Annotated in this window: 23 protein-coding genes and 3 tRNA genes; 9 read left to right on the plus strand and 17 right to left on the minus strand. The window is 67.0% G+C overall.

Annotation, left to right across the window (positions count from 1 at the left end; translation table 11 throughout):
* Nucleotides 1-13: 13 nt before the first annotated feature.
* Entirely contained in the window at nucleotides 14-715 is a 702-nt protein-coding gene (locus ABE464_RS00850; RefSeq protein ID WP_346470336.1) for a pirin family protein, read from the minus strand.
* A gap of 141 nt (nucleotides 716-856) precedes the next feature.
* On the opposite strand from ABE464_RS00850, the gene ABE464_RS00855 reads away from it, so the two are divergent.
* Nucleotides 857-1,783, plus strand: a complete 927-nt coding sequence (locus ABE464_RS00855) for a LysR family transcriptional regulator (RefSeq protein ID WP_346470337.1) — start codon at nucleotides 857-859, stop codon at nucleotides 1,781-1,783.
* A 109-nt stretch (nucleotides 1,784-1,892) separates the two neighbouring features.
* Nucleotides 1,893-3,041 (plus strand): alpha/beta fold hydrolase, encoded by a 1,149-nt coding sequence (locus tag ABE464_RS00860; protein WP_346470338.1) that lies wholly within the window; start codon nucleotides 1,893-1,895, stop codon nucleotides 3,039-3,041.
* 46 nt (nucleotides 3,042-3,087) lie between these two features.
* On the opposite strand, the gene ABE464_RS00865 is transcribed toward ABE464_RS00860, so the two are convergent.
* The 10 genes from ABE464_RS00865 to ABE464_RS00910 all read right to left on the minus strand — a co-directional run bounded on the left by ABE464_RS00865 (nucleotide 3,088) and on the right by ABE464_RS00910 (nucleotide 9,008).
* A tRNA-Arg gene (locus ABE464_RS00865) sits at nucleotides 3,088-3,164 on the minus strand.
* Nucleotides 3,165-3,246: 82 nt separating this feature from the next.
* Nucleotides 3,247-3,323: transfer RNA gene (locus tag ABE464_RS00870), tRNA-Arg, on the minus strand.
* Nucleotides 3,324-3,377: 54 nt separating this feature from the next.
* Nucleotides 3,378-3,454: transfer RNA gene (locus ABE464_RS00875), tRNA-Arg, on the minus strand.
* A 62-nt stretch (nucleotides 3,455-3,516) separates the two neighbouring features.
* Nucleotides 3,517-4,356, minus strand: coding sequence for an alpha/beta fold hydrolase (locus tag ABE464_RS00880; RefSeq protein WP_346470339.1), 840 nt, complete (start codon nucleotides 4,354-4,356; stop codon nucleotides 3,517-3,519).
* Nucleotides 4,353-5,162, minus strand: a complete 810-nt coding sequence (thiD, locus tag ABE464_RS00885; protein ID WP_346470340.1) for a bifunctional hydroxymethylpyrimidine kinase/phosphomethylpyrimidine kinase — start codon at nucleotides 5,160-5,162, stop codon at nucleotides 4,353-4,355. Before thiD ends, ABE464_RS00880 begins: the two co-directional genes overlap by 4 nt.
* Nucleotides 5,163-5,205: 43 nt before the next feature.
* Entirely contained in the window at nucleotides 5,206-5,877 is a 672-nt protein-coding gene (locus ABE464_RS00890) for a YoaK family protein (RefSeq protein ID WP_346470341.1), read from the minus strand.
* Nucleotides 5,878-5,907: 30 nt separating this feature from the next.
* Complete coding sequence (locus ABE464_RS00895) at nucleotides 5,908-6,402, minus strand: hypothetical protein (protein WP_346470682.1); 495 nt, start codon at nucleotides 6,400-6,402, stop codon at nucleotides 5,908-5,910.
* 8 nt (nucleotides 6,403-6,410) lie between these two features.
* Nucleotides 6,411-7,808, minus strand: coding sequence for a PhoH family protein (locus tag ABE464_RS00900; RefSeq protein WP_346470342.1), 1,398 nt, complete (start codon nucleotides 7,806-7,808; stop codon nucleotides 6,411-6,413).
* An 81-nt stretch (nucleotides 7,809-7,889) separates the two neighbouring features.
* A complete protein-coding gene (locus ABE464_RS00905; RefSeq protein WP_265310072.1) occupies nucleotides 7,890-8,369 on the minus strand; it encodes a peroxiredoxin in 480 nt (159 codons plus the stop codon).
* 78 nt (nucleotides 8,370-8,447) lie between these two features.
* Nucleotides 8,448-9,008, minus strand: coding sequence for a glycine cleavage system protein R (locus tag ABE464_RS00910; RefSeq protein WP_019183297.1), 561 nt, complete (start codon nucleotides 9,006-9,008; stop codon nucleotides 8,448-8,450).
* Between the two features lie 164 nt (nucleotides 9,009-9,172).
* Here ABE464_RS00910 and dapA point away from each other — a divergent pair, with 164 nt between their 5' ends.
* Both dapA and ABE464_RS00920 read left to right on the plus strand, forming a co-directional pair.
* Entirely contained in the window at nucleotides 9,173-10,066 is an 894-nt protein-coding gene (gene dapA, locus ABE464_RS00915; RefSeq protein WP_346470683.1) for a 4-hydroxy-tetrahydrodipicolinate synthase, read from the plus strand.
* A gap of 26 nt (nucleotides 10,067-10,092) precedes the next feature.
* Nucleotides 10,093-10,614 carry a hypothetical protein gene (locus ABE464_RS00920; protein ID WP_346470343.1) on the plus strand — a complete coding sequence of 174 codons (522 nt, stop codon included), beginning with the start codon at nucleotides 10,093-10,095 and terminating at the stop codon, nucleotides 10,612-10,614.
* A gap of 70 nt (nucleotides 10,615-10,684) precedes the next feature.
* On the opposite strand, the gene fdxA is transcribed toward ABE464_RS00920, so the two are convergent.
* The 6 genes from fdxA to ABE464_RS00950 form a co-directional block, all read right to left on the minus strand.
* Nucleotides 10,685-11,008 (minus strand): ferredoxin FdxA, encoded by a 324-nt coding sequence (gene fdxA, locus ABE464_RS00925; protein ID WP_123728932.1) that lies wholly within the window; start codon nucleotides 11,006-11,008, stop codon nucleotides 10,685-10,687.
* A gap of 66 nt (nucleotides 11,009-11,074) precedes the next feature.
* Complete coding sequence (locus ABE464_RS00930; protein WP_346470344.1) at nucleotides 11,075-11,953, minus strand: 2-dehydro-3-deoxygalactonokinase; 879 nt, start codon at nucleotides 11,951-11,953, stop codon at nucleotides 11,075-11,077.
* Nucleotides 11,950-12,855, minus strand: a complete 906-nt coding sequence (locus ABE464_RS00935; protein ID WP_346470345.1) for an SMP-30/gluconolactonase/LRE family protein — start codon at nucleotides 12,853-12,855, stop codon at nucleotides 11,950-11,952. The genes ABE464_RS00930 and ABE464_RS00935 overlap by 4 nt, the downstream gene beginning before the upstream one ends.
* Before the next feature lie 6 nt (nucleotides 12,856-12,861).
* Complete coding sequence (gene dgoD, locus ABE464_RS00940) at nucleotides 12,862-14,010, minus strand: galactonate dehydratase (protein ID WP_346470346.1); 1,149 nt, start codon at nucleotides 14,008-14,010, stop codon at nucleotides 12,862-12,864.
* A complete protein-coding gene (locus ABE464_RS00945; RefSeq protein WP_346470347.1) occupies nucleotides 14,007-14,627 on the minus strand; it encodes a 2-dehydro-3-deoxy-6-phosphogalactonate aldolase in 621 nt (206 codons plus the stop codon). Before ABE464_RS00945 ends, dgoD begins: the two co-directional genes overlap by 4 nt.
* 2 nt (nucleotides 14,628-14,629) lie before the next feature.
* Complete coding sequence (locus ABE464_RS00950) at nucleotides 14,630-15,379, minus strand: SDR family oxidoreductase (RefSeq protein WP_346470348.1); 750 nt, start codon at nucleotides 15,377-15,379, stop codon at nucleotides 14,630-14,632.
* Between the two features lie 241 nt (nucleotides 15,380-15,620).
* Here ABE464_RS00950 and ABE464_RS00955 point away from each other — a divergent pair, with 241 nt between their 5' ends.
* From ABE464_RS00955 to ABE464_RS00975, 5 genes are all read left to right on the plus strand, one after another.
* Nucleotides 15,621-16,583, plus strand: coding sequence for a LysR substrate-binding domain-containing protein (locus tag ABE464_RS00955; RefSeq protein WP_346470349.1), 963 nt, complete (start codon nucleotides 15,621-15,623; stop codon nucleotides 16,581-16,583).
* Nucleotides 16,584-16,931: 348 nt separating this feature from the next.
* Nucleotides 16,932-19,538, plus strand: a complete 2,607-nt coding sequence (locus ABE464_RS00960; protein ID WP_346470684.1) for a TonB-dependent receptor — start codon at nucleotides 16,932-16,934, stop codon at nucleotides 19,536-19,538.
* Nucleotides 19,539-19,668: 130 nt separating this feature from the next.
* Complete coding sequence (locus ABE464_RS00965) at nucleotides 19,669-21,906, plus strand: cellulase (RefSeq protein WP_346470350.1); 2,238 nt, start codon at nucleotides 19,669-19,671, stop codon at nucleotides 21,904-21,906.
* Nucleotides 21,903-23,810 (plus strand): sialate O-acetylesterase, encoded by a 1,908-nt coding sequence (locus ABE464_RS00970; protein ID WP_346470351.1) that lies wholly within the window; start codon nucleotides 21,903-21,905, stop codon nucleotides 23,808-23,810. Before ABE464_RS00965 ends, ABE464_RS00970 begins: the two co-directional genes overlap by 4 nt.
* A 17-nt stretch (nucleotides 23,811-23,827) precedes the next feature.
* Entirely contained in the window at nucleotides 23,828-25,540 is a 1,713-nt protein-coding gene (locus ABE464_RS00975) for a DUF5597 domain-containing protein (protein WP_346470352.1), read from the plus strand.
* Nucleotides 25,541-25,560: the final 20 nt, after the last annotated feature.

A 25,560-nucleotide genomic window follows, 5' to 3' on the forward strand; every position in this document is an offset into this window, starting at 1 on the left:
TGCGGCCGGGTGGTTACAGCGCCAGCTCGAACACGATGACCTCCGCATCGTTGGCGTTTTCCAGCGTCAGCTGCGCCTCGTCGCTGACCTGCAGCGCATCGCCGGTCTCCAGGGTGATGCCGTTGACCTGCAGCTGCCCGCGGGCGACCTGTACATAGGCACCGCGACGCGGCGCCAGCGGCAGATGGACGCGGTCGTCACCGTCCAGGATGGTGGCGTAGATGTTGGCGTCCTGGTGGATCAGCAGCGAGCCGTCACGGCCATCGCGCGAGGCGATCAGGCGCAGCTGGCCGCGCTTGGTCTCCGGGGCGAAGTGGGTTTCCTGGTAGCTGGGGGTGATGTTCTCCTGGTCGGGGAACAGCCAGATCTGCAGGAAGTGCACCGGCTCACTGGCCGAGTGGTTGAACTCGCTGTGGCTGACGCCGCTGCCGGCGCTCATGCGCTGCACATCGCCGTAGCGCAGCACCGAGCCGGTGCCCATCGAGTCCTTGTGTTCCAGTGCGCCGCCGAGCACGTAGGAGATGATCTCCATGTTGCTGTGGCTGTGCGTGCCAAAGCCCTGGCCGCCCTGCACGCGGTCTTCGTTGATCACCCGCAGCGGGCCGAAGCTGGTGTAGCGCGGGTCATAGTAGTTGGCGAAGGAGAAGGTGTGCATGGAGTTCAGCCAGCCATGGTCGGCCTTGCCACGGGTGTTGCTCTTGCGGATCTGCAGCATGGTGAATCTCCTTGGTGTTCGATGGTTTCGATGGCGGTCCGGGGCGGTCGCTGCCGTTCCCTTTCCTGTTGCGGCCAGTATCCGCTTGCTCCGGCCGGTTGAAAAACGGATAGTTTCGCAAGCCATCATCGAAAAATTCGAATGCTCAAGCTCAGCCTCGATGCACTGCAGATCCTGGATGCCATCGACCGCCGTGGCTCGTTCGCCGCGGCCGGCAAGGCCCTGCACAAGGTTCCTTCGACCATTTCCTATACGGTCTCCAAGCTGGAGGAGGACCTGGGCGTGCAGTTGTTCGACCGGGTCGGTCCGCGCGCGCACCTGACCCCGGCCGGCGACGCACTGCTGGAGGAGGGCCGCCATCTGCTGCGGGCGGCGCGGGAGCTGGAGATGCGGGTGCGGCGGGTGGCGTCCGGCTGGGAGGCGGAGCTGACCGTGGCGGTCGACTCGATGTTCGTGCCGGCGTTACTGGCCGAGGACGTGCGTGCCTTCAATGCAGTGGCCGAACAGACCCGGATGCGGCTGATCAGTGAATCGCTGTCGGGCACCTGGGAAGCGCTGCTGGACCGGCGCGCGGACCTGCTGGTCGGCGCGGCAGGCGAGGGGCCCAGCGGCGGGGGCTATGTGGTCGAGCCGATGGGTGTGGTGCGTTTCGTGTTCGCCGTCGCACCCTCGCATCCGCTGGCAGCCGCGCCCGAACCGCTGGGCCGTGAGCAGCTGGCTGCCCACTGCGCGATCGCCGTGGCAGACTCGGCCCGGCGGCTGCTGCCACGCACGGTCGGGCTGCTGATGGGGCAGGAGACCGTCACCGTGCCGGACATGGTCAGCAAGTTCCGCCTGCAGTGCGCTGGGCTGGGCTTCGGCTTCCTGCCCGAGCCGTATGTGCAGCGGGCGGTTCGGGATGGTCGGCTGGTGATCAGGCAGGTCGAGGAGCCCAAGCCGGACGAGACGTTCTGGCTGGCGTGGCGCACCGGCGAGGAGGGTGCGGCGCTGCGCTGGTGGCGCGAGCGCATGCAGCGGCCGGCGGTGCTGGCGGGCTGGTGGCCGACGATGGAAGGCTGGCTGGGGTAGTCAACCTGAATCCTGGCCTCGCTGTCATCGGATGGTCATACGGATGCGATAGAGCGGTGCGGAGCGGATCGGTAACCTGCCCGACTCGATTGGTTTTCCGACTCTGCCCATGAAGCGCTTGCTGCTGTTGCTGCTGGCCGGGGCTGGCCTGTGGCTGGCTGCCTGCTCCTCCTTGACCTCCACCGCTGCCTCGACCTCGTTGAGCGATCGGCTGATCGCGCCCGGTGGCGTGTCCACGCTGCTGGATATGCCGCGCATCGCCGAAGCAGTGGACAGCGTCCCCAACCGCCATGGTCGGGTCACCGGCCGCGCAGGTGTGCCGATCTTCTGGCGTGCGTTCGATCCCGGCCAGTACGGGGTGCGCTATGAGTATCTGCCCCAGCAGCACGACAACGGCGAGCCGCTGCGTACCGGCATGGCGCTGGACCTGCCGCATCCGTTCCAGCCGCAGGCGCCGCGCGGCACGGTGGTGCTGCTGCACGGCTGGATGATGAACGGTGATGCGATGCTGCCGTGGTCGCTGCAGCTGGCGCAGTCCGGCTATCGCGTGGTCACCATCGATCTGCGAAATCACGGCCATTCCGGCGCCGGCCCGTCCGGTTACGGTACGTTCGAATCGGATGACGTGGTCGATGTCATCGCCGCGCTGAAGGCGCGCGGGGAGGTGGTCGGGCCGTTGTATCTGTTCGGCGTTTCCTACGGTGCGGCCACCGCGCTGTTCACCGCCGACAAGCTCGGCAACCAGGTTACCGGCGTGGTGGCGATGGAATCCTTCGCCAATGCCGGCGATGCGATCCGCAGCATGATCCCGCACCTGATGTCGCTGCAGCCGACCGCCTGGAAGGCGCAGGTGATGGCCGCCTACGGGCGCTGGCGCTACGGCGGGCAGGACATCGACCAGGTGATCGCCGCCGCCAGCCAGCGCCTGGATCTGGACCTGGACCGCGTCGATGTCACCCGCGCACTGGCGGACAGTCGTACCTGCGTGCTGCTGCTGCATGGTCAGAATGACCAGCACGTGCCGGTCGGGCAGGGCCGTCGTCTGGCCGCCGCCAGCCCGCGCGTGCACTACATCGAGCTGAGGGGCGAAGACCACATCACGCTGCCGCTGCGCGTGGATCTGCTGGGCGGCGTGGTCGATGACTGGCTGGCGCACGACGCCCATGCCGGCGGTGCGTGCCCCGCGCCGGAACTGCCGGGCGAAGCCGATCTGATGGCGATGCAGGCGGCGCAGGCGCACGTCTCTCCGCAGGGCTGACGCAAAAAAAAACAGCAACCGGGGGCTGCTGTCTTCGTCGATGCAATGGTGCGCCCGGAGAGATTCGAACTCCCGACCGCCTGGTTCGTAGCCAGGTACTCTATCCAACTGAGCTACGGGCGCATTTGCATTGTCTGGTTGTGTGTCCTGCCGCGCGTGTTGCCACGTTCGACGGGAAGGCAAGCAGGCTTGCCGTTCGATGTAATGGTGCGCCCGGAGAGATTCGAACTCCCGACCGCCTGGTTCGTAGCCAGGTACTCTATCCAACTGAGCTACGGGCGCATTTACATCGAATTTTTACAGCTGATACCGACGGCGAAATCGATACCCTGTTGATGGTGCGCCCGGAGAGATTCGAACTCCCGACCGCCTGGTTCGTAGCCAGGTACTCTATCCAACTGAGCTACGGGCGCGTCAACAGGAGCGGAATTATGCGGATCGGCGTCGCATTCGTCAACGGTTTTTGTGAAGGTCTTCATTCAAATGAATGAAAAAGCCGCTGTACCACGGCCTCCGGCGTTTTCATCCAGGCAAAGTGATCGGCGCGCGCACCCAACATCTGCGCACTGACCACGTAGCGCTGCGCACGCATGCCCGGCATCTTGTCCAGCAGGCCCTGCATCGATCCCACCGGCGCCAGCCAGTCGGCGTCCATCACCACGGCAGTGGCCTGGCCGCGCAGCTCGCGCATGCCGGCCTCCAGATCCACCGCCATGCCAGCCGCTGCGTAGTGGTTGTTGAGCCCCACGCGCGACCAGTCGCGGATCAGGCTGCGCGCCTCGGTGCCGCCGAAACCGAGTTTCCTGCCGTGCAGGACCCCTTGGCGCCGGGCCAGCCAGGGCAGGAAGCGATACACCAGCGGCAGGGTCCAGCCGCGCGGGGCCGGGAAGGTGCGCCAGTACGGCGTGCCGCTGGCGACCAGCCACACCCGCGCGAACCGCTGTGGATGCAGCCCGGCGAAGCAGCAGGCCAGCTGACCGCCAAGACTGTGGCCGCCGATGATCAGTGGTGTCAGTCCCTCGTCAGGCAACCGCGCCAGGCTGGCCGGCAGGTCCTGCGTGAGGATTTCGCGATAGCCCCAGTCCTGCGTGCGCGACGGGCGCAGGCTGCTGCTGCCGTTGCCACGCCACTCGTGCAGGTACACCGCAACGCCGCGTGCGGCCAGCGCCTCGGCGAAGGGCAGGTAATGGCGCGCGGCCACGCCCAGCGCAGGCAACCACAGCAGACGTGCGCGCGGCTGTGTGGGCACGCGCGCCAGCAGTTCGAAGCGATGGCCGTCTTCGGCCTGCACAGTAAGAGGCGAGGCGTCGATCATGCCGGGCGTGCCGCACCGAAATGGTCGATCACCAGCACCTCGCTGCGGCCCGGGTAATAACCGCTCTGCAGGCCGCGCGCGACGTAGTCGATGGCCGCTTCGCAGGCATTGGGCAATGACAGGCCCTGGCACAGCTGCGCGGCGATGGCCGAGGCCAGCGTGCAGCCGGTGCCGTGCGCATCCACCGGCAGGCGGGTATGAATGAATTCTTCGCGGGTCACGCCGTCGAAGTAGCGATCGATCACGCGGCTGCCTTCGTCCAGATGCCCGCCCTTGAGCAGGACCGCGCCGGCGCCCAGTTCAAGCAGCGCGTCGGCGGCATCCTCGGCATCCTCGGCGGTGACGATGCGGCGGCCGAGCAGCAGCTCGGCTTCGGGGGTGTTGGGCGTCAGCAGCGTGGCCAGCGGGATCAGGCGCGTGCGCATCGCCTCCAGCGCGCTGGCTTCGAGCAGCTTGGCGCCGCTGGTGGCGACCATCACCGGGTCCAGCACCACGTGCGGTGGGCGTTGCTTTTCCAGTGCGTCGGCGACAAGACCGATGACGTCGGCATTGGCCAGCATGCCCAGCTTCACGGCATGGATATCGAAATCGGCGAAGCAGGCATCGATCTGCGCCTGCAGGAACGCCAGCGGTGGCACGTGCACGGCGGTAACGCCGCGGGTGTTCTGCGCGGTCAGTGCGGCGATCGCGGACAGGCCATGCACGCGATGGGCGGCGAACGCTTTGAGGTCGGCCTGGATGCCGGCGCCACCGCCGGAATCGGAACCGGCGATGGTCAGGGCGGAAACGGGGCTGGAGGGCGTCATACGCCGATTGTGCAATGTTTGCCGCGGCATTGCTGCCGCGCTGTCAGCGCGCCCGCAACAGTGCCCACTGCCGGTACAGCACGTAGCCCAGCCCGGTGCCGCCGGTCAGTAGCGCGGGGGCGAGCAGGGCGTCGTAGCCGAAGCGCAGGAACAACAGGGCGCCGATCACGCCACCCGCCAGGAAGCCGCTGACGATCAACCCGCTCAGGGTCAGCCGTCGGATCGGCAGTGGCAGCCCGCGCAGCAGGTGGCCCAGGCCGATCCCCAGATCGGTGAACATGCCGCTGAGGTGGGTGGTGCGCACCACGGCGCCACTGAAGGTGGTCGCCATCGCGTTCTGCAGGCCGCAGGCCGTCGCTGCCGCCAGTGCGCCCCAGATCTGCTGCTGTTTGAACAACGGGATCGCGATCAGCAGCAACAGCGACTCCAGCGCCAGCACCACGCCATACCGACGGCCCAGCTGCAGGCCGCTGTCCTGGATGATCACGCCGCTGAGCGTGGCGCCCACGCAGAACGCGATCAGCAGCCCCCACAGATGCCCGACCACGCGCCAGTCACGCTGGGCCAGTGCCATCCCCAGCTGGCTGGTGGTGCCGGTCATGTGGCTGACCGCCTGGTGTTCGAAGCCCAGGAAGCCGACCACGTTGACCATCCCGGCGACGCAGGACAGGGCGATCGCCCCGATCCAGACCCAGGTGGGCAGCCGGATGCTCATCCGGCGTGCGCGGTGGTGGTCACGGCGCGATCAACGGCCCGCGGGCGGGCCGTTGAACTGCACATCCGAGAAACTGCCGCTGGCCGGATCGAACACTGCGCCCCAGAACTGCGCGCCCCCATCGCAGACCCGGATCGCATCGCGCGCGGGATCGATGTCGGCATCGTCAGGCAGATGGAAGGCGTTGAGGTAGATCAGCTTACGTGCCTTCATCTCGATGCCGACGTACTGGCGATCGAATCCGGCGGCGTTGGGCACCTGTGCCTCCAGTGTCGGCAAGGCGGCCTCGAGCTGCTCGACGTCCTTGCGGCTGGGGGCCCAGTAACCGGTGACCCGGCCGGCCTCGCGGCCGGGACTGTCACGCGAGCAGGTATCGAGCACCTGGGCGGCGACGATCGGTCGCGTCACCACCCAGGACTGACCGGTCTTGATCGCGGTCGGGACGCTGGCGCCCGGCCGCGTATTGGCAGGCGTGCAGGCTGCCGCCAGCGCAGCAAGCGCCAGCGGCAGGACGGCACGGGACAGGGAACGGCTCACAACACCTCCGAAGCGTAATCGGCCAGGCGCGAACGCTCGCCTCGACGCAGCGTGATGTGCGCGCTGTGCGGCCAGTTCTTGAAGCGGTCCACCGCGTAGGTCAGGCCCGAGGTGGTCTCGGTCAGGTACGGGGTGTCGATCTGTTCGACATTGCCCAGGCAGACGATCTTGGTGCCCGGGCCGGCACGGGTGATCAGGGTCTTCATCTGCTTGGGGGTGAGGTTCTGCGCTTCATCCAGGATCAGATAACGCGACAGGAAGGTGCGGCCGCGCATGAAGTTCAGCGAGCGGATCTTGATCCGGCTGGCGATCAGGTCGTTGGTGGCCGCACGGCCCCATGCGCCGCCTTCCTGGGTATGCGTGAGCACTTCCAGGTTGTCGGTCAGCGCGCCCATCCACGGCGTCATCTTTTCTTCTTCGGTACCGGGCAGGAAGCCGATGTCCTCGCCAACGCTGACCGTCGCACGGGTCATGATGATCTCGCGGTAGCGCTGCTGGTCCATGGTCTGGGCCAGGCCGGCGGCCAGCGCGAGCAGCGTCTTGCCGGTGCCGGCGGTGCCGAGCAGGGTGACGAAATCGATATCCGGGTCCATCAACGCATTGAGCGCGAAGTTCTGCTCGCGGTTGCGCGCACTGATGCCCCACACCGCGTGGCTGCCGTGGCGGAAATCGTTGACCAGCGACAGGGTGATCTTGTCGCCGTCCACCTTGGCCACGCGCAGTTCGACTTCATCGTCACCCGGCAGGTAGGCGTACTGGTTGGGGTGCCAGTTCTCGTCTTCGCTGGCGATGATTTCGTAACTGGTGCGGCCCTTGTCGCTCCAGCTGCGCAGGTTGTCGGTGTGCTTTTTCCAGAAGTCTTCCGGCAGCTCGGTGGCGCCGGTGTAGAGCAGGCTGAAATCGTCCAGCGCGCGGTCGTTTTCGTAGTCCTCGGAGACGATGCCGGCGATCGCCGCCTTGATCCGCAGGTTGATGTCCTTGGACACGAACACCACCGGAATCTCCGGTACCTGTTCCTTCAGCGCCAGGATCGCGCCGAGGATGGCGTTGTCCGGAATCACCGCGCCAAAGCTCTTGCCAGCATCGAAATGACTGGTCTGGAAACGCAGCAGGCCCACGCTCTGCTTGCCGCGCAGCTGCAGCCCGTTGGGACGCTGCAGCGGGATGCCGTCGGCCAGGTTGTCCAGGCCCGAGGCCTGCACCAGCTCATTGAGGAAACGGCTGACCTGGCGCGCATTGCGGCTCGCCTCGGTGGTGCCCTTCTTGCCGTTGTCCAGCTCTTCGATCACCTGCATCGGCAGGTAGACATCATGCTCCTCGAACTTGAACAGCGCGGTCGGATCGTGCATCAGCACGTTGGTATCCAGTACGTAGATGCGCTTGCCTCGGGTCATCGTCAATTCCTGGTGGCAGAACAGGGACAAGCCATCACGACCTGCGGGGCAGGGTGATGGCCATTGGGGGTGCCGGGTTGATCACTGGGTTTTCGCGGCCTTCAGGGCTTCAAGGACGGTGTCTGCGTGGCCGGCCACTTTGACCTTGCGCCACACCTGCACGATACGACTGTCCGGCGAAATGAGGAAGGTGCTGCGCTCGATGCCACGCACCTGTTTGCCGTACATGTTCTTCAGCTTGATCACGTCGAACGCGGTGCACAGCGCTTCGTCGCCATCGCTGATCAGCGGGAAGGCGAAGCCCTGCTTGGCGCAGAAGTTGTCGTGGGATTTGACCGAATCGCGGGAGACGCCGAAGACGCGGGCGCCGGCCTGGGTGAACTGCGGCAGCAGTGCGTTGAAATCGATGCCCTCGGTGGTGCAGCCCGGGGTGCTGTCCTTGGGGTAGAAGTACAGCACCAGCCACTGGCCGGCCAGATCGCCGAGGGTGGTGGTCTCGCCGCCGGACAAGGCCAGCGGCAGTGCGAGGGTGGTGCTGTCCAGGGTGTCGCCGTCGTTCATGGGTTCCTTTCCGGATCCTGGGGTGGATCTACTACAACTGCATGAAACCCCGCGCGCCCGTGACGAACGCGCGAAGCATCAGAACTTCATCGGGTCCATGATCGCATCGAGGTTGAGGTGATCGCAGAACTCGAGGAAATCATCGCGCAGCGCGGCGATGTGCATGTTGGCCGGCACGCCGATGGTCACCTGCGCGGAGAACATTTCCGCACCGGTCTGCATCGCGCGGTAACGCGTGCTCTGCAGGTTTTCGATGGTGATGCCCTGGCGGTCGAAGAAATCGGCCAGCTGGAACAGGATCCCCGGCTTGTCGGCGGCGATCACTTCCACGATGTAGGGCAGCAGGTTGGACTGCGCCTGCTTGGCACCGGTGCGGTACCAGACCAGCTTCAGCCCTTCCTCACGCTCCAGCCGGGTCAGCATCGCCTCCAGCTTGGCTACCGAATCCCACGAGCCGGTGGCCAGGGCGGTGACGGACACGTCGCGCCCGACCGTGGCCAGGCGGGCATCGACCAGATTGCAGCCACTGTCGGCGATACGCCGGGTCACAGGCAGCAGGGGGGACTCCGGATGCGTCGTATAGGCGTTGATCAGGAGGTGGTTTTCGGTCGGCGCAGGCCGCGGCGTGGTGTCGGTCAAGATGGTTCCGGGTGATGCAAGGTGAGTCTGAACGGCCGGACGACGGCTCGTTCGCCGGAGTCCAGCATACTTGCCCGCGCTTTCGACCCGCAAGTAACATGCAACGTACATCTGGCCGGCGTTTACGCAGGCAGGGTGCCCCCTTTCTTCCGAGCACGATGTCCTTGTCCCTTTCCGGTCTCATCACCGCGCTGGCGACGCCCTTCCAGGCGAACGGCGCATTGGATCCCGACGGTTGGCAGCGCCTGCTGCACCTGCAACTGGAGGGTGGTGTTCACGGTGTCGTGGTGGCCGGTTCGACCGGTGAAGCGGCGGCCCTGTCCGACGACGAATACGATCAGCTGCTGCGCAGTGCGGTCAAAACCGTCGCCGGGCGCATCCCGGTGCTGGCCGGGACCGGGCTGTCGGGGACGGCCAAGACCATCGAGCAGACCCGCCGGGCGGCCGCCAATGGCGCCACCCATGCGCTGGTGGTGACCCCGCCGTACGTGCGCCCCACCCAGGCGGGCCTGATCGCGCATTACCGCGCCGTGGCCGACCAGGGCGGCCTGCCGGTCATCCTGTACAACGTTCCCGGCCGCACCGGCTGCGACATGCTGCCCGAGACCGTGGCCGAACTGGCCCGGCACCCGAACATCGTGGGCATCAAGGAGGCGGTCGGCGATGTCGGTCGCGTCAATGCCCTGCTGGCGCTGCGTGCGCCGGATTTCGCCATCCTCAGCGGTGACGACGGTACGGCCGCGCGCTCGATCCTGTCCGGCGTGGATGGCCTGATCTCGGTGGGCTCCAATGCCCTGCCGGGCGCGTACCGCCGGATGTGCGACCTGGCGGCAGCCGGGGAGCGCGAGGCGACCGAGGCGTGGGATGCCCGCCTTGAACCGTTCCATGAATTCTGCGGCGTGGAGTCCAACCCGATCCCGGTGAAGGACCTGCTGCGCCGGATCGGCATTGGTGACGGCCTGCGCCTGCCGCTGCTGCCCTTGTCCGCGGCCCATCACGCCGCTGCCGAACACCTGGCCACCGATATCGGTGCGCTGGAAGCACTATCCAACCACTGATCACAGTGGTCACTCAGGAGATTCCCATGCGTCAATCCGTTTCCGCCTTCCGCGTGCTGTCCTTCGCGATCCTGGCCACCGCCACCCTCGTCGGCACCACCGGTTGCTTCAAGCGTGGCGCCAAGGGCGACTATGCCCTGGCCCCGGAAGTGCGCCCGCTGGAAGTGCCGCCGGATCTGAACGTCCCGGCTGGCCAGGCCGCTGCCACCGCCGCCGTCGCCAGTTCGACGCTGGCTTCGCAGGCCGCGCGTCCGGCCGCGAATCCGGCGGCCGCCAACAATGCCGGCTTCACCGTGCCGGGCACCAAGGAAGAGGTGTTCGCCAAGGTCGGCACCGCCCTGGAGTCCGTTGAAGGTGTGAAGATCGCCAGCAAGGCCCAGCTGCTGGGTTCCTACGACGTGGCCTTCGAAGGCAGCGACTTCCTGGTCCGCGTGGTTGCCGTCGACGCAGGCGCCTACGTCTCGGCCGTGGATCCGCGTGGCATGCCGGCCACCGCTGCCGCCCCGACCAAGCTGCTGGGTGAGCTGAAGGCGAAACTCGCCCCGTAATCGGGACGGGTCATGGAAACGAAAAGGGCGCCCTCGGCGCCCTTTTTCGTTGCTGCCAGAGCCGGGAGGCTCAGCGTTCCAGAAGCTTCAGCTTGTCCGGCTTGCCGTCCCATTCGCCGGCATCGGCGGGCGGGTCCTTGCGCACGGTCAGCACCGGCCAGGCCTGGGCCAGCTCGGCGTTCAGGGCGACGAATGCTTCCTGCCCGGCGGGCACGTCGTCTTCGGGGAAGATCGCGTTGACCGGGCACTCCGGTTCGCACAGGGTGCAGTCGATGCACTCATCCGGGTCGATCACCAGGAAGTTGGGGCCTTCGTGGAAGCAATCCACGGGGCACACTTCCACGCAATCGGTGTGTTTGCACTTGATGCAGTTTTCGGTGACGACGAAAGGCATGGGGAAATCCGGCGTTAAGCCGCGTAATTCTAGAACAGGTTGTGCCTGAATGCTGGGGCGGTGCGCTCAGCCAAGCAGGCGGCGCTGCTGCGCAAGGCGGTACAGGCCCCGTGCTGCAAGGTTTTCAGGGGCATTCACCGGGGTGATGCCGAGCAGCTGCAAGGCGTGGCCATAGCGCGCCGTCAGCGCGGCACTGCCCACCAGGTGGACCTTCGCGCTGGCGTCGGCGAGCGCACGGATTTCATGGCCGAGCAGCACCCCGGAGAGGTAAGACGGCGCTGCGAGGGCGGACAACCGTTCAAACAGGCCCAGCGCACGCACGCCGAACAGGTGGTGGAGCGGGCCGCCGGCCTCGCCGCTGCGCTGCACGCCCTGCGCGAAGGCGGTGGCGTCGAAGGTGTCGCCGTCGTCCATCAGGCGGCCAAGCAGGCTGTGCTGGCGCAGGAGGGCGAACAGTTCGCCGGTCATGGCGGTCGCAAAACCGGTGATCGATCCATCGTGCAGCATTGCCCACTTGCTGTGGGTACCGGGCAGGCAGACCTGCGCCACGCCGGCACCGGCGTCCAGACCGACCAACTGCGTCTCTTCGCCGCGCATCACATCCGGCGTTTCGCCAGCACCTTGGACGGCCGCGCCCGGCACGAACCAGATATCGCGCCCGGGCAGCCGTTCGTCGTGATGCAGGTGCAGGGCCGCGGCGAGATCGGCGAGTCTGGCCGGGCAGGGCAGGTAGGCCTGCTCGATCCAACCGTTGCGGCTGCCGATCATGCCGCTGAGCAGGATCGTACGGTCCGGCCAGCCATCCATCAGCTCGGCCAGCACGCCGGCGAAGTTGCCCTGGCAATGCAGGATGCCGCGCCCGCTGGCGCGTTGCTCGATGATCGCGCCGGCATCATCCAGCCAATAGCCGCGCAGGCTGCTGCTGCCCCAGTCGACCGCGATCATCCGCGGATCCGGCTCTCGGGCAGGCCCGGCTGCGCCTGGCGTGCGCTGAACAGACTACCGGCGTGTGTGCTGGCGGCCAGTTCTTCCGGCGTGTGGTCCAGCCGTGAGCTGATCACATACAGCGTGCGCAGATCGCTGCCGCCAAACGCGACGCAGGTGGGGTGTTTGACCGGCACCGGCTGCACCTGCAGCAGCGTGCCATCGGGTGCGTAACAGCTCACCTGGCGTGCGCGCCATTGCGCGTTCCAGACCCGTCCGGCGGCATCCACGGCCGAGCCGTCGGGTTCGGCGGCGGTATTGGCCAGCGCGGTGAATTCGCGCACGTTGGTGGTGCTGGCCTGCTCGGGGTCGTAATCGCAGGCCATGATCCGCGGCGATACCGAGTCGCACCAGTACATCGTGCGGCCATCGAGGCTGAAGCTGATCGCATTGGAAATCACGATGCCCGGCAGCGGCAGCTCGCGCAGGCCGTGGCGGGTGGAGTACTGGTAGAAGCGGCCATCGGCAGCGCGTCCGGGGTGCTCGTTCATGGTGCCGAACACGAAGTTGCCGTCGCGGTCGGCGCGGCCATCGTTGCTGCGTGTGTACGCGTTGAGCGGGTCCACGTCGGCCAGCCACTGCAGCGGCAGCGCATCGTCGGTGGCCGTGGCCAGGTCGGCGCGGTGCAGTGAACTCACCAGCGCCACCAGCAACGTGCCGTCCTCGAACAGGCCGATGCAGCCGGGCCGATCGGGAAGCATCCAGTGCCTCGTGGTGCCGCGCTCGGGGTGGTGTTCCCACAGCCGGCGCTCGGCGATGTCGACCCACAGCACACTCTGTCGCTGTTCGCACCAGAGCACGCCTTCGCCATGGGTGCAGCGGCTGTCCACCGCCAGCGTGGCCGGGGCCAGTTCAACGCTCATCGCGGCTCACCACTCGGCAACGGAGCCGTCGGCGTGGCGCCAGACAGGGTTGCGCCAGTCAGGCGGATTCTCATGGGCATGGCGCAGGCGCTCCTCATCGATTTCCACGCCCAGCCCGGGTTTGGGCAGGGCGGCGATGCTGCCATGGTCGCAGTGGAAGTCGTCCTTGTTCAACACGTAATCGAGCAGATCGGCGCCCTGGTTGTAGTGGATGCCGATGCTCTGTTCCTGAAGCACCGCGTTGTGCGAGACGAAATCCAGCTGCAGGCAGGCCGCCAGTGCGACCGGGCCGAGCGGGCAGTGCGGCGCGAGCGCGACATCGTAGGCCTCGGCCATCGCGGCGATCTTCAGGCACTCGGTGAGGCCGCCGGCGTGCGAGAGATCCGGCTGCAGCAGCGACAGCCCACCGTTGGCGAGCACCTGCTTGAATTCGAAGCGCGAGTACATGCGCTCACCGGCCGCCAGCGGAATCGAGGTGGCCGCGGCCAGGCGCGGGTAGTACTCCGCCTGCTCGGGCAGCACCGGCTCTTCCACGAACAAGGGCCGGTAGGGCTCCAGCTCCTTGAGCAGCACGCGGGCCATCGGCGCGCCGACCCGGCCGTGGAAATCCACGCCGAAATCGATGCTGTCGCCGAACGCATCGCGCAGCGCGGCCACTTTCGCGATGGCGGCATCCACGCGGCGTGGACTGTCCAGCAGCTGCATCTCTTCGGTGCCGTTGAACTTGAACGTATCAAAGCCGAGCTCGCGGTAACGATGCACCTGCTCGACCAGATCGGCCGGCCGGTCGCCGCCGACCCAGCGGTAGGTCTTCATGCGGTCGCGCACCAGGCCGCCGAGCAATTGGTACACCGGCACGCCGAGCGCTTTGCCCTTGAGGTCCCACAGCGCCTGGTCGATCCCGGCGATGGCACTCATCAGGATCGCGCCGCCGCGGTAGAAGCTGCCGCGATACATCGTCTGCCACAGGTCGTTGATCCGGGTCGGGTCCTGCCCGATCAGATACTCCGACAGTTCATGCACGGCCGCATCCACGGTGCGCGCGCGGCCCTCGATCACCGGCTCGCCCCAGCCGGTAATGCCCTCGTCGGTCTCGATCTTCAGGAACAGCCAGCGCGGTGCGGCGTGATAGGTAACCAGTCGGGTGATCTTCATCCGTGCGTAGTCCGGTAGGCCTGGAGGAACGCCTGGGCCTGCTTGCGGGTACGCTGCAGCGGCTGGGCGGGTTGATAGAGATCGCCCCCGATGCCGGCACCGACCGCACCGGCGGCGAGGTAGCTGGCGAGGGAATCCGGGGTCACGCCGCCAACCACGTACAACGGCAGCTCGCGCGGCAGCACCGAGCGCAGGGCGCGCACGTGGCCGGGACCGTAAGTGGCGGCAGGGAACAGCTTGAGCATCTGCGCGCCGGCGTCGATCGCATCGAATGCCTCGCTGGCGGTAGCGAACCCGGCCATCACCTGCAGGCCGCGATCCACCGCGTGGCGGATCAGCGCCGGCCGGGTGTTGGGGGTGACGATGAAGCGCGCACCGATCTCCACCAGGGCATCCACCTGCTGCTCGCGCAACACCGTGCCGCCGCCGATCCAGGCCTGCGCACCGAAGGCCTGCTGCGCGCGGGCGATGCTGTCTTCCCAGCGCGGCGAATTCAGCGGCACTTCGATCGCATCGAAGCCGGCCTCCACCAGCGCGCCGACATGGGCAAGGGTGTCATCCGGGGTGATGCCGCGCAGGATCGCGACGAGAGGCAGTTGGAAGGTCGGGGCGCTCATGATTACTCGTGGTAAAGCTGGGAACGGCCACCGTCGATCAGGATGTCGGTGGCATTGATGAAGCGGGCTTCGTCGCTGGCCAGGAACAGCGCGGTGTACGCCACTTCGCTGGGCTCACCGATGCGCTTGCAGGGCAGCAGCTGCTCCTGTGCGTGGCGCGTGGCGGCCGGATCGGCGCTGTTGGCGAACCAGGCTTCGATCCGGGGCACCAGGATCAGCCCCGGCGAAATCGAGTTGACCCGGATGCCCTGCGCTGCGTACTCGATGCCAAGTGCTTTGCTCAGCCCGATCAGGCCATGCTTGGCGACCGGGTAGGGGAAGGCGTGCGGGATGATCCGGTGACCATGCACCGAGGCGATGTTGACGATGGAACCGGCCTGCTGCGCCAGCATCGCCGGCAGCACCGCGCGGCACACGTTCCAGGCGCCCTTGAGGTTGAGATCCAGGCAGCGTTCCCACTGCGCGTCTTCCAGCTGCAGCGGGTCGGCGAAGACATCGGCGCCGGCGTTGTTGACCAGCACATCCACGCGGCCATGCTTGGCGCGAACGTCCTCCACCAGAGCGCGCACCGCGGCCGCATCGGTGATGTCGGCCAGGCGATGGTCGATCCGTGCATCCGGGGCGAGCGGTGGGTTCAGATCCAGCCCGATCACCCGGGCGCCATGCTCGGCGAACAGCGCAGCGGTGGCCGCGCCGATGCCGCTGGCTGCGCCGGTGACCAGCGCGATCTTGTCCTGCAGTCGTTTACTCATCGAACAGTGTGTCCAGGGATGGAGCCAACGGCAGACGGTACGACAAAGCGGGTGCGGACAAAGCAGGCTCCATGACTCGGCGGGCGCGGGGGGCGCTGGCGGGCTGGCGGCCGGTGGCGGCGCAGCCATACGGTCAGAGTTGCGTGCGAAGGTATTCTTATCAAATGAAATTTTTCGGGATATCTATTCCCCCGGCGAATACCGTGATTCAATGCGGCGATCAACGCAGAACGGAAGTGTGATGACGACCGCACCTAGCCCTTGGACAAATGCCTCCCGGCTCAAGACCCGGCATTTGATGTTGTTGCTGCACCTGCACGAACACGGCTCGGTGCTGCGCGCCGCCGAGGCTGCTGCCATGACCCAGCCGGCTGCCTCCAAATTGCTGGCGGAAATGGAGGACATGCTCGGGGTGAAGCTGTTCGAGCGGCACGCCCGCGGCGTAGAGCCCACCTGGTACGGGCAGGTGCTGATCCGGCGCGCGCGTTCGGCGATGTCGGAGATCGGCCGCGCCACCGAAGAGATCGCCGCGCTGCGCAGCGGGCATATGGGGCAGGTCTCGATCGGTACCGTGGTCAACCCGGGCACCAACCTGGTGCCGCAGGCCATCGCCGAGGTGAAGCGCGAGTTCCCGGACATCCTGATCCGGGTCGAGATGGACTACAGCCGGCCGCTGGTGGCGCGGCTGCTGGACGGTCAGCTGGACCTGGTGATCGGCCGCATCCTGGGGCCCGAGGGCGCGGCGGACCTGACCTTTGAAGCGCTGGCGGACGAGCCGCATTCGGTGATCGCCCGCGCCGGCCATCCGCTGGCCAGCCGCGATGATCTGCACTATGCCGATCTGGCCAAGCATGGCTGGATCCTGCCGCCGGCCGACAGTGTGCTGCGCGCCCGGCTGGATGCCCTGTTCCTGGAGCAGGGCCTGCCGATTCCGCAGAACATCATCGAGACCAGCTCGCTGCCGGTGATGACCAGCCTGCTGCGCGGCAGCGATCTGCTGGCCGCGTTGCCGGTGGAATCGGTGGCGCCCTACATCCAGGCCAAGTTGCTGACCGTGCTGCCCATTGACGTGGGCGTCCGCATGGAGTCGTTCGGGATCATCTACCGGCGCGGCCACGTGTTGCCGCCGGCCGCCGAGCGCATGCTGCTGGCCCTGCGAACGACCGCGCGCTGGCTGTATCCGGGGCTGCGCGGGAGCGCCTGACGAAGGCCGGGCCACGGCTGGTATAGGCCGCGTGAATGGTATTCTCCGAAGGAATACATCCAGCCCAATATTTTATTGGCATGGAATGGCTGCCGCTGCCTAAGCTGCCCGCCAGCCGACCGTGAAAGATCGGCCGCGTTGTACCCCGCTCCGGTCCTCCGGTGGTGGGCATAACCCTACAACCTGATTGTTACAGGCGGCGCCGAGCGGCGTCGCCCACCGTCAGCACATGTGTCCTGGGAGGGAAACATCATGTCAGTACGTTGTTGCCGTGGGGCGACAGGCGCATCCGTGCCTGCACGCGCCCCCACCGCGTTGCGCCGCCGTGCGCTGGCGGTCTGCGTTTCGATGCTGGTTGCCGGCCAGGTGATGGCGCAGCAGCGTGATCTCCAGGACACGAATGCCGCGACCCAGCTGGACACCGTCCAGGTGACGGGTACCCGCAGCAGCGTGACCCGTGCCCAGCAGATCAAACAGAATGCCGAGCAGATCGTCGATTCGATCGTGGCCGAGGACATCGGCAAGCTGCCCGACAACAACGTCGCCGAAGCGCTGCAACGCATCTCCGGCATCCAGATCACGCGCAACTATGGCGAAGGCAGCACCATCGCCATCCGTGGCCTGACCCAGGTGCGCACCGAGCTCAATGGCCGTGACATCTTCACCGCCAATGACGGCCGCGGCCTGAGCTTCGAGGACGTCTCGGCCGAGCTGCTCGGCGGCGTCAACGTCTACAAGAACCCCTCGGCGGAAATGATCGAAGGTGGCCTGGGCGGCACGGTCGACCTGCGCACGCGTCTGCCGTTCGATTATGAAGGCCGCAAGATCGCCGGCAGCCTGCAGTACAACCATTACGATCTGGCCGATGACAGCAAGCCGGCGTTCTCGGGCATGTTCAGCGACCGCTGGCAGACCGGTATCGGCGAGGTCGGCCTGCTGGTGAACTACTCGCAGCAGACCAGCCCGTTCCGCCAGGACACGATTTCGCTGGAACCGTGGTATTCGCAGACCGATCTGCCTGGTTTTGAAGGCACTGAGGTGTTCGTGCCGCACGGCGCCGGCATCAACACCACCGTGGGTGAGCGCAAGCGTCGCACCGGTGCGGTGGCGCTGCAGTGGCGCCCGCGCGACGACATCGAAGTGCAGGCGCAGGTGCTGCGTTCGGACTACGATTTCCGCTGGCAGGATTACTCGTTCTTCGCCTACAGCGGCGGCGACGCCATGCAGGGCGCGCGCGACATCGTGGTCAACGACCGCAACGAACTGGTCAGTGGCGTGTTCCAGAACACCCCGGCCGATTCCAACACCAGCCTCACCCAGCGCAAGTCGATCACCACCGACTACTCGTTGGGCGCCAAGTGGACGGTGACCCCGAACCTGACCTTGAGCACCGATTTCCAGTACGTCGATGCCACCACCAAGGGCACGCGCTACATCGTGGGCACCGGCATGAACGCTACGCCCTTCTACACGATCGACCTGAGCGGCGACCTGCCGTACCTGGCCGTGACCGATGCCGCGGGCAACCAGGGGTATCTGACCGATCCGGCCAATTATGTCGGCTGGAAATTCCATCTGGACAACAAGGACGACAACAAGGGCACCGAGTTCGCCTGGCGTTCGGACATGGATCTGGCGTTCGACGATGGCTTCGCCCGCAGCTTCAAGGCCGGCGTGCGTTACACCGATCGCAAGGCCGAGAACCAGGGCAACGTGTGGCGCTTCATGTGGCTCGGCGCGCCGTTCGCCGACTTCCCCAACGTGGGCCTGGTGCCGAACCCGATCACTGATTTCTTCCGCGGCAAGAGCTATACCTTCGGTCCCACCCTGAGTGCGGCCGACGCGGCGGTGGAGAACTACGAGCAGACCCTGGCGGCGTTCGGCGCTGATCCGCTGGAATTCTCGCCGAACAACATCAACAACCAGCGCGAGAAGACCTACGCGGCGTATGGCGTGCTGCGCTTCGGCGCGGACGACTGGGGCGTGCCGTTCGATGGCAACGTCGGCGTGCGCGTGGTACGAACCGAGGTCACCTCCGACGGCGTGCGCACCGGCACCGACATCGAAGGTGGCGGCCTGCTGCCGGTGAATGTCGAGCAGTCCTATACCGACGTGCTGCCCAGCCTCAACCTGCGCTGGATGTTCACCGATCAGCTGCAGCTGCGCTTCGCTGCGTCCAAGGGCATTTCGCGCCCGGGCTTCGACAAGCTCAACCCGAACCTGAGCCTGAGCGCGGCCGATGCCGGTGGCGGTGTGACCCGGCGGACCGGTTCGGCGGGCAACCCCAACCTCAAGCCGATGGAAGCCACCCAGTTCGATACCTCGCTGGAGTGGTACTTCGGCCAGGGCTCGATGATGTACGGCACCGCGTTCTACAAGAAGGTTGATGGCTTCATCGCCAATGCCGTGTTCAACGAGGTGTACGCCGGCGAGAACTGGGAAATCACCCGCCCGGTCAATGGCGATGACGGCAAGATCAAGGGCGTGGAAGTGGGCTATACCCAGTTCTTCGATTTCCTGCCCGGTTGGATGAGCCACTTCGGCCTGCAGACCAACTACACCTATGTCGATTCCAAGGCGCCGAGCCCGAACGCCACCGATACCAACGGCAGCCAGCTGGTAGTGCCGCTGGAGGGGCTGTCCAAGAACAGCTACAACGTCATCCTCAGCTACGAAGTGCCGCGGTTCCAGGCGCGTGTGGCCTACAACTGGCGCAGTGACTGGCTGATCACCACCGCCGGCAACGGAACGGGCAACCTGCCGGTCTACAACAAGGGCTTCGGCCAGCTGGATGCCTCGCTGCGGTTCAACATCAACGACGTCTGGTCGGTGTCGCTGGATGGCATGAACCTGCTCGATACCCGCAACGAAAGCTACCTGGGCTACACCACGCGCTACCGCGATTTCGTGATCAACGACCGTCGCTACGGCATCACCCTGCGCGCGAGCCTGTAACGCGCGTGATCGTCTGTCGGCCTTCCTGCTTCGTGGACCTTCCTCTCCACCACGAAGCGGGCAGGGCCGCAGTTCCTGCTCCAGGCGTGCGGCTGCTGTGCCGCACGCCGCTCCACCGGGAGGCCCGTGCATGACCCCCGCCGATTGCCTGATCTGGACGTTGCGTGCATCGGCCCGTCCTGGCCGCTGCCGGGCAGGGTGGCTGGTGCTGTTGCTGGCCGTGCTTCCGGTCCTCGCCGTGGCGGCCCCTTACCAGTGGCAGAACGTGGCGATCGGTGGCGGCGGCTTCGTGACCGGGCTGGTGTTCCATCCGACCGAGCCGAACCTGCTGTACGCACGCACCGATGTTGGCGGAGCCTACCGGTGGGATCAGACCGCTGGCCGCTGGATCGCGTTGACCGACTGGCTCGGTCGCGACGATGCCAACCTGACCGGCATCGAAAGCCTGGCCGTGGACGCCAGCGACCCGCAGCGCGTCTATCTGGCCGCTGGCACCTATACCAACCCCCGGGTGGGCAACGGCGCGATCCTGCGCTCGTCCGACCGCGGGGCTACGTTCACCCGCACCGATCTTCCGTTCAAGCTCGGTGGCAACGAACTCTCGCGCGGCAATGGCGAGCGGTTGGCGGTGGATCCGCATCAAGGCCGCATCCTGCTGCTGGGCACGCGCAGCAATGGGCTGTGGCGCAGCGATGATCACGGCGCGCATTGGCAGGAAGTGACGAGCTTCCCGGCGATCGCGCGCAGTGCGCAGGCCAGTGCGCCGGCCTGGAATGGCACGCAGCAGATCGGCATCGTGTTCGTACAGTTCGACGCGCGCAGCGGTGGTGATGGCGATCCGACGCCGGTGATCCATGCCGGTGTGTCGACCACCACCGGCCCCGCGCTGTACCGCTCCGACGATGCCGGGCAGACCTGGCAGGCACTGCCCGGGCAACCGCGTGGCCTGCGACCCACCCGCATGGCGCAGGGCAGCGACGGGCGTCTGTACATCGCCTACGCGGATCTGCCGGGCCCGGACAGCATGAGCAATGGCGCGCTGTGGCGGTTCGATCCCGCGCAGGGGCGTTGGCAGGACATCAGTCCGGTGCCACAGTCCAGTGACACCCAGGGCGATGGCTTCGGCTGGGGCGGCGTCAGCGTGGAGGCCGGCAATCCGCAGGTGGTGATGGCCAGCACCTTCAATCGCTTTGGCCCGCACGACGACATCTTCCGCAGTACCGATGGCGGTCGCAGCTGGACCCCGGTCATCGCGGGCGCGAGGTTCGACCACGGCAATGCGCCATGGACCGCGCACGCCTCCCCGCACTGGATCGCCGACGTGCAGATCGATCCGTTCGACCCGCGCCGGGTGCTGTTCGTCACCGGCTACGGGCTGTGGGCGAGCCGGGATATCCGCGTCGCCGATAACGGCCAACCGGTGCGATGGTGGTTCCAGAATGACGGGTTGGAAGAAACCGTACCGCTGGATCTGGTCAGCCCGGGGCAGGGCGCGCACCTGCTGAGCGCGCTGGGCGATATCGATGGCTTCCGCCACGATGACCTGACCGTGTCGCCATTGCAGTACGCCGGTCCGCGCCTGACCAACAGCGAGAGCATCGACGCTGCCCCGCAGTCACCTTCCCACGTGGTGCGCAGCGGCACCGTGCGCCATCGCCTGCATGACGAGGTCCGTGCGGCCTGGTCGGACGATGGTGGCCGAACGTGGCAGGCGTTCGTCAGCGAACCGCCGGACGGCGAAGGCGCGGGCCGCATCCGCATCGCCAGCGATGGCGGCCGGGTGCTGTGGCACACGCTGCGCGGCAGCCATTGGTACACCGACGATCACGGCCGGCATTGGCAGGCCGTGCGCGGCCTGCCTAACACAGCCGTGGTGGTCGCGGACACCCGCTCGCCTGCGCACTGGTATGCGTACGACGCCGCCAGCGGCGCGTTGCTGCGCAGCGACGATGGTGGCGCCTCGTTCGTGGCCGACCGCGTACGCCTGGCGCCGGCCCCGGCGCTGACGGCCGAGCTGCGCGCTGATCCACAGCAGAGTGGGCTGGTGTATGTCGGTGCCGGTTCGCAGGGGCTGCTGCGCTGGCGCGCGGGTGATCTGCAGCGCGTGGCGGGGGTGGAGACGGTTCACAGCCTCGGCGTCGGCAAAGGTGCCCCGGGTCGTGACGTTGCCAGCGTGTTCGTTGCTGGCACCGTCGAGGGCGTCCAGGGGCTCTTCCGTTCCGATGACGGTGGTGCCCGGTGGCTGCGCATCGATGACGCCGCGCATCAGTTCGGTCAGATTCAACGCGTCACCGGGGATCCGCGCCTGCATGGGCGCGTCTACTTCGCAACCGGCGGACGCGGCATCGTCTATGGAGATCCACAATGAAACGAGCGTGTGCGCTGGCGGTATCGCTGTCGATGTTCTCCGCAGCCGTGCAGGCCGAGCCGGTCCTGCCGCGGATGTTCGCCGACGGCATGGTGCTGCAGCGTGACCAGCCGCTGCCGGTGTGGGGCGCGGCCACGCCCGGCGCACGCCTGCAGGTCGGCATCGACGGCCAGCGTGCCAGTACCACGGTCGGTACGGACGGTAGCTGGAAGGTCGTGCTGCCGCCGCACGCGGCCGGTGGCCCATTCCAGCTGGAGATCACGGGCGACGGGCGCGCGCTGCAGGTGCGCGATGTCCTGTTCGGCGATGTCTGGCTGGCCAGCGGCCAGTCCAACATGGAATGGCCGCTGCACGATACGCAGGACGCGGCGGCGGCCATCGCCGCTGCGAGCGACGCGCAGCTGCGTCATTTCAAGATTCCCAAATCCTGGTCCGGGCAGCCGGAGACGGCGCTGGCCGGTGGCCACTGGCTGCCGGCAACCCCCGCCAACGCGGGCAGCTTCTCTGCGGTCGCGTACTACTTCGCGCGCGAGCTGCGGCAGCACGCAGGGGTGCCGATCGGCATCATCGACAGCACCTGGGGCGGCAGCACCATCGAAGCGTGGATGCCTGCGGCGCTCCAGGGCATCGATGCGGCCACGCTGGCCACACGCATGCAGGCGCAGCGTGAGCGCGATGCCCGCACGCTGGCACAGGTGCGGCAGCGGCTTGCCCACTGGACCACGTTCGATGAGCAGCCGCAGTGGTCGGCAGTGCAGTTCGACGACAAGGATTGGGAGGCCACCACGCTCCCCGGCCTGTGGGAAACCGGGGGCTATGCCGGCATGGACGGCATCGGCTGGTACCGGGCCGAGTTCACCCTGAGCGCCGCGCAGGCAGCGCAGTCCGGCAGCCTCGGGGTCGGGCGGATCGATGATTCGGACCGCACCTTCGTCAACGGTGTGCAGGTTGGCGCGACCACGATGGCCTGGAACACGCCGCGGGTGTATCCGCTGGCGGCCGGCCAGCTGCACGCCGGCCGCAACGTGGTCGCGGTACGGGTCGAGGACCTGGGCGGTGGCGGTGGTATCCACGGTGAGGCGGCCGAGCTGTTCGTACGTCTGGCCGATGGCAGCCAGGTGCCGCTGCAGCGCTGGCGGTTCCGCCCCGCTGCGGTCACGGTCGCGCTGGACGATGACAAGAACCAGACCCCGACCCTGCTGTACAACCGCATGATCCACCCGCTGCCGCCGTTCCCGATCAAGGGGGTGATCTGGTACCAGGGTGAGAGCAATGCGACCGACACCGGGGCGTTGGCTTACCGCGATCAGTTCAAGGCCTTGATCCAACAGTGGCGTCAGGACTGGAACGCACCGGCGCTGCCGTTCGTCTGGGTGCAGCTGGCCAGCTTCGGCGCGGGCGCCGATCATGGTGAGCAGAGCCCGTGGGCGTTGCTGCGCGAGTCGCAGTCGGCGGCGCTGTCGCTGCCGCACACCGCGCAGGTGGTGAGCATCGACCTGGGCAATGCGACGGATATCCATCCGCGCAACAAGCGCGACGTCGGCGCACGGCTGGCGCTGGCCGCCCGGCACGCGGCGTATGGCGAAACGCTGGCGTACAGCGGCCCGGTGCAGCGCGCCGTCCGCTTCGATCGCAGCCAGGCCGTCATCACCTTCGACCCGATGGGCAGCGCGCTGGCTGTACGTGGCGGTGGCACCCAGGTACAAGGCTTCACCGTGGCCGGTGCCGACCGCCGCTTCCACCTGGCACAGGCGCGGATAGACGGTGATCGCGTGATCGTCCACAGCGACGCGGTCGCCACGCCGGTCGCCGTGCGCTTTGCCTGGCGCGAGAATCCGGCCGACGCCAACCTGATCAATTCGCAACAGCTGCCGGCCTCGCCGTTCCGCAGCGATACCTGGTGACCACAAGGACCCCGTGCATGTCTCCGACTACCTACCCGCTTCCGCTGTTCCCACGCCGCCGCCTGCTGCTGCCGGCCGCCTTGCTCTGTCTGCTTGCCGCCTGTGAGCAGGCACCGACGCCGCCATCGGCCGATGGCGCCACGGGTGCACAGCCTTCCGCGACAGGCAAGCCGGCGACGAACGATGACGCCAGGCAAGCGCCGATCCCGCAGTTCATCAGCAAGGACGGCAAGCACGCGCTGCTGGTGGATGGTGAACCGTTCCTGGTGCTGGGCGCGCAGGTCAACAACTCCAGCAACTACGCGGCGGCGCTGGAGGCAGTGTGGCCGGCGGTGAAGATCATCGGTGCCAACACGGTGCAGGTGCCGATCGCCTGGGAGCAGATCGAGCCGGAGGAGGGCACGTTTGATTTTTCCTTCGTCGATACGCTGCTCCAGCAGGCGCGCGAGCATGACGTGCGGCTGGTGCTGCTGTGGTTCGCCACCTGGAAGAACAATGGCCCGGCCTACGCGCCGCGCTGGGTGAAGACTGACAACACCCGCTTCCCGCGGGTGGTGACCCGCGACGGACGCAGCATCGGCTCGCTGTCGCCGCATGCCCCGGCCACGCTGGAGGCGGATCGCAAGGCCTTCGTTGCCTTCATGCAGCACCTCAAAGCGGCTGACCCCCAGCGCACGGTGATCATGGTGCAGCCGGAGAACGAACCGGGCACCTATGGCAGCGTCCGCGACTTCTCGCCGATGGCGCAGCAACTGTTCGACGGGCCGGTGCCGGCCGAACTGCTGCAGAAACTCGGCAAGTCACCCGGCACCTGGGCACAGGTGTTCGGTGCCGATGCCGATGAGTTCTTCCACGCCTGGTCGATCGGGCGCTTCATCGATCAGGTCACTGAAGCAGGCAAGGCGGTGTACCCGCTGCCGATGTACGTCAACGGCGCGCTGCGCGGGCCGTTCAATCCCGGGCAGCCGGGCCAGTACGCCAGTGGTGGCCCGACCGACAACGTGCTGGATGTGTGGAAGGCCGCGGGCCCGCACATCGATTTCCTGGCGCCGGACATCTACATGCCCGAGTACCGCATGTACACCACGGTGCTGGAGCGCTATGCGCGGCCGGACAACGCGCTGTTCGTCGCCGAAACCGGCAACGCACCGCCGTATGCGCGGTACCTGTTCCCGACGCTGGGGCACGACGGCATTGGCTGGTCCACGTTCGGTATCGACTTCAGCCATTACAGCAACTACCCGCTGGGCGCGAAAAAAGTGGACGCGGAAACGCTGGCGCCGTTCGCCACCGGTTTCCAGCTGGTCAGCCTGGGCATGCGCCAGTTTGCCAAGGCCTCGGCCGAAGGCAAGCTGCACGGCGTGGCCGAAGAAGCCGGCCAGGCCGTGCAGGACGTGCCGCTCAACGCGCGCTGGCGGGCCACGGTCACCTATGGCGTGCCGCAGTTCTGGTTCCAGGGCCAGCCGCCGGGCAATCCCGAGCCGATCGGCAGTGCGCTGATCGCCGAACTCGGCCCGGACGAATTCCTGATCACCGCCCAGCACGCACGGGTCACCCTGCACCCGGCCGGCGAGGCCACCGCGAACATGGTGCTCGATCGTGTCGAAGAGGGGTTCTACAAGGACGGCCAGTGGCAGTTCCAGCGCAACTGGAACGGCGACCAGACCGACTACGGCTTGAACTTCACCACTGCGCCGCAGCTGCTCAAGGTCACGCTGGCGACGTATTGAACCGGGGGTGTCCGCACCCG

The organism is Stenotrophomonas sp. TWI587 (assembly GCF_039674145.1).
In the GTDB taxonomy this organism is placed as follows: Bacteria; Pseudomonadota; Gammaproteobacteria; order Xanthomonadales; family Xanthomonadaceae; genus Stenotrophomonas; species Stenotrophomonas maltophilia_AY.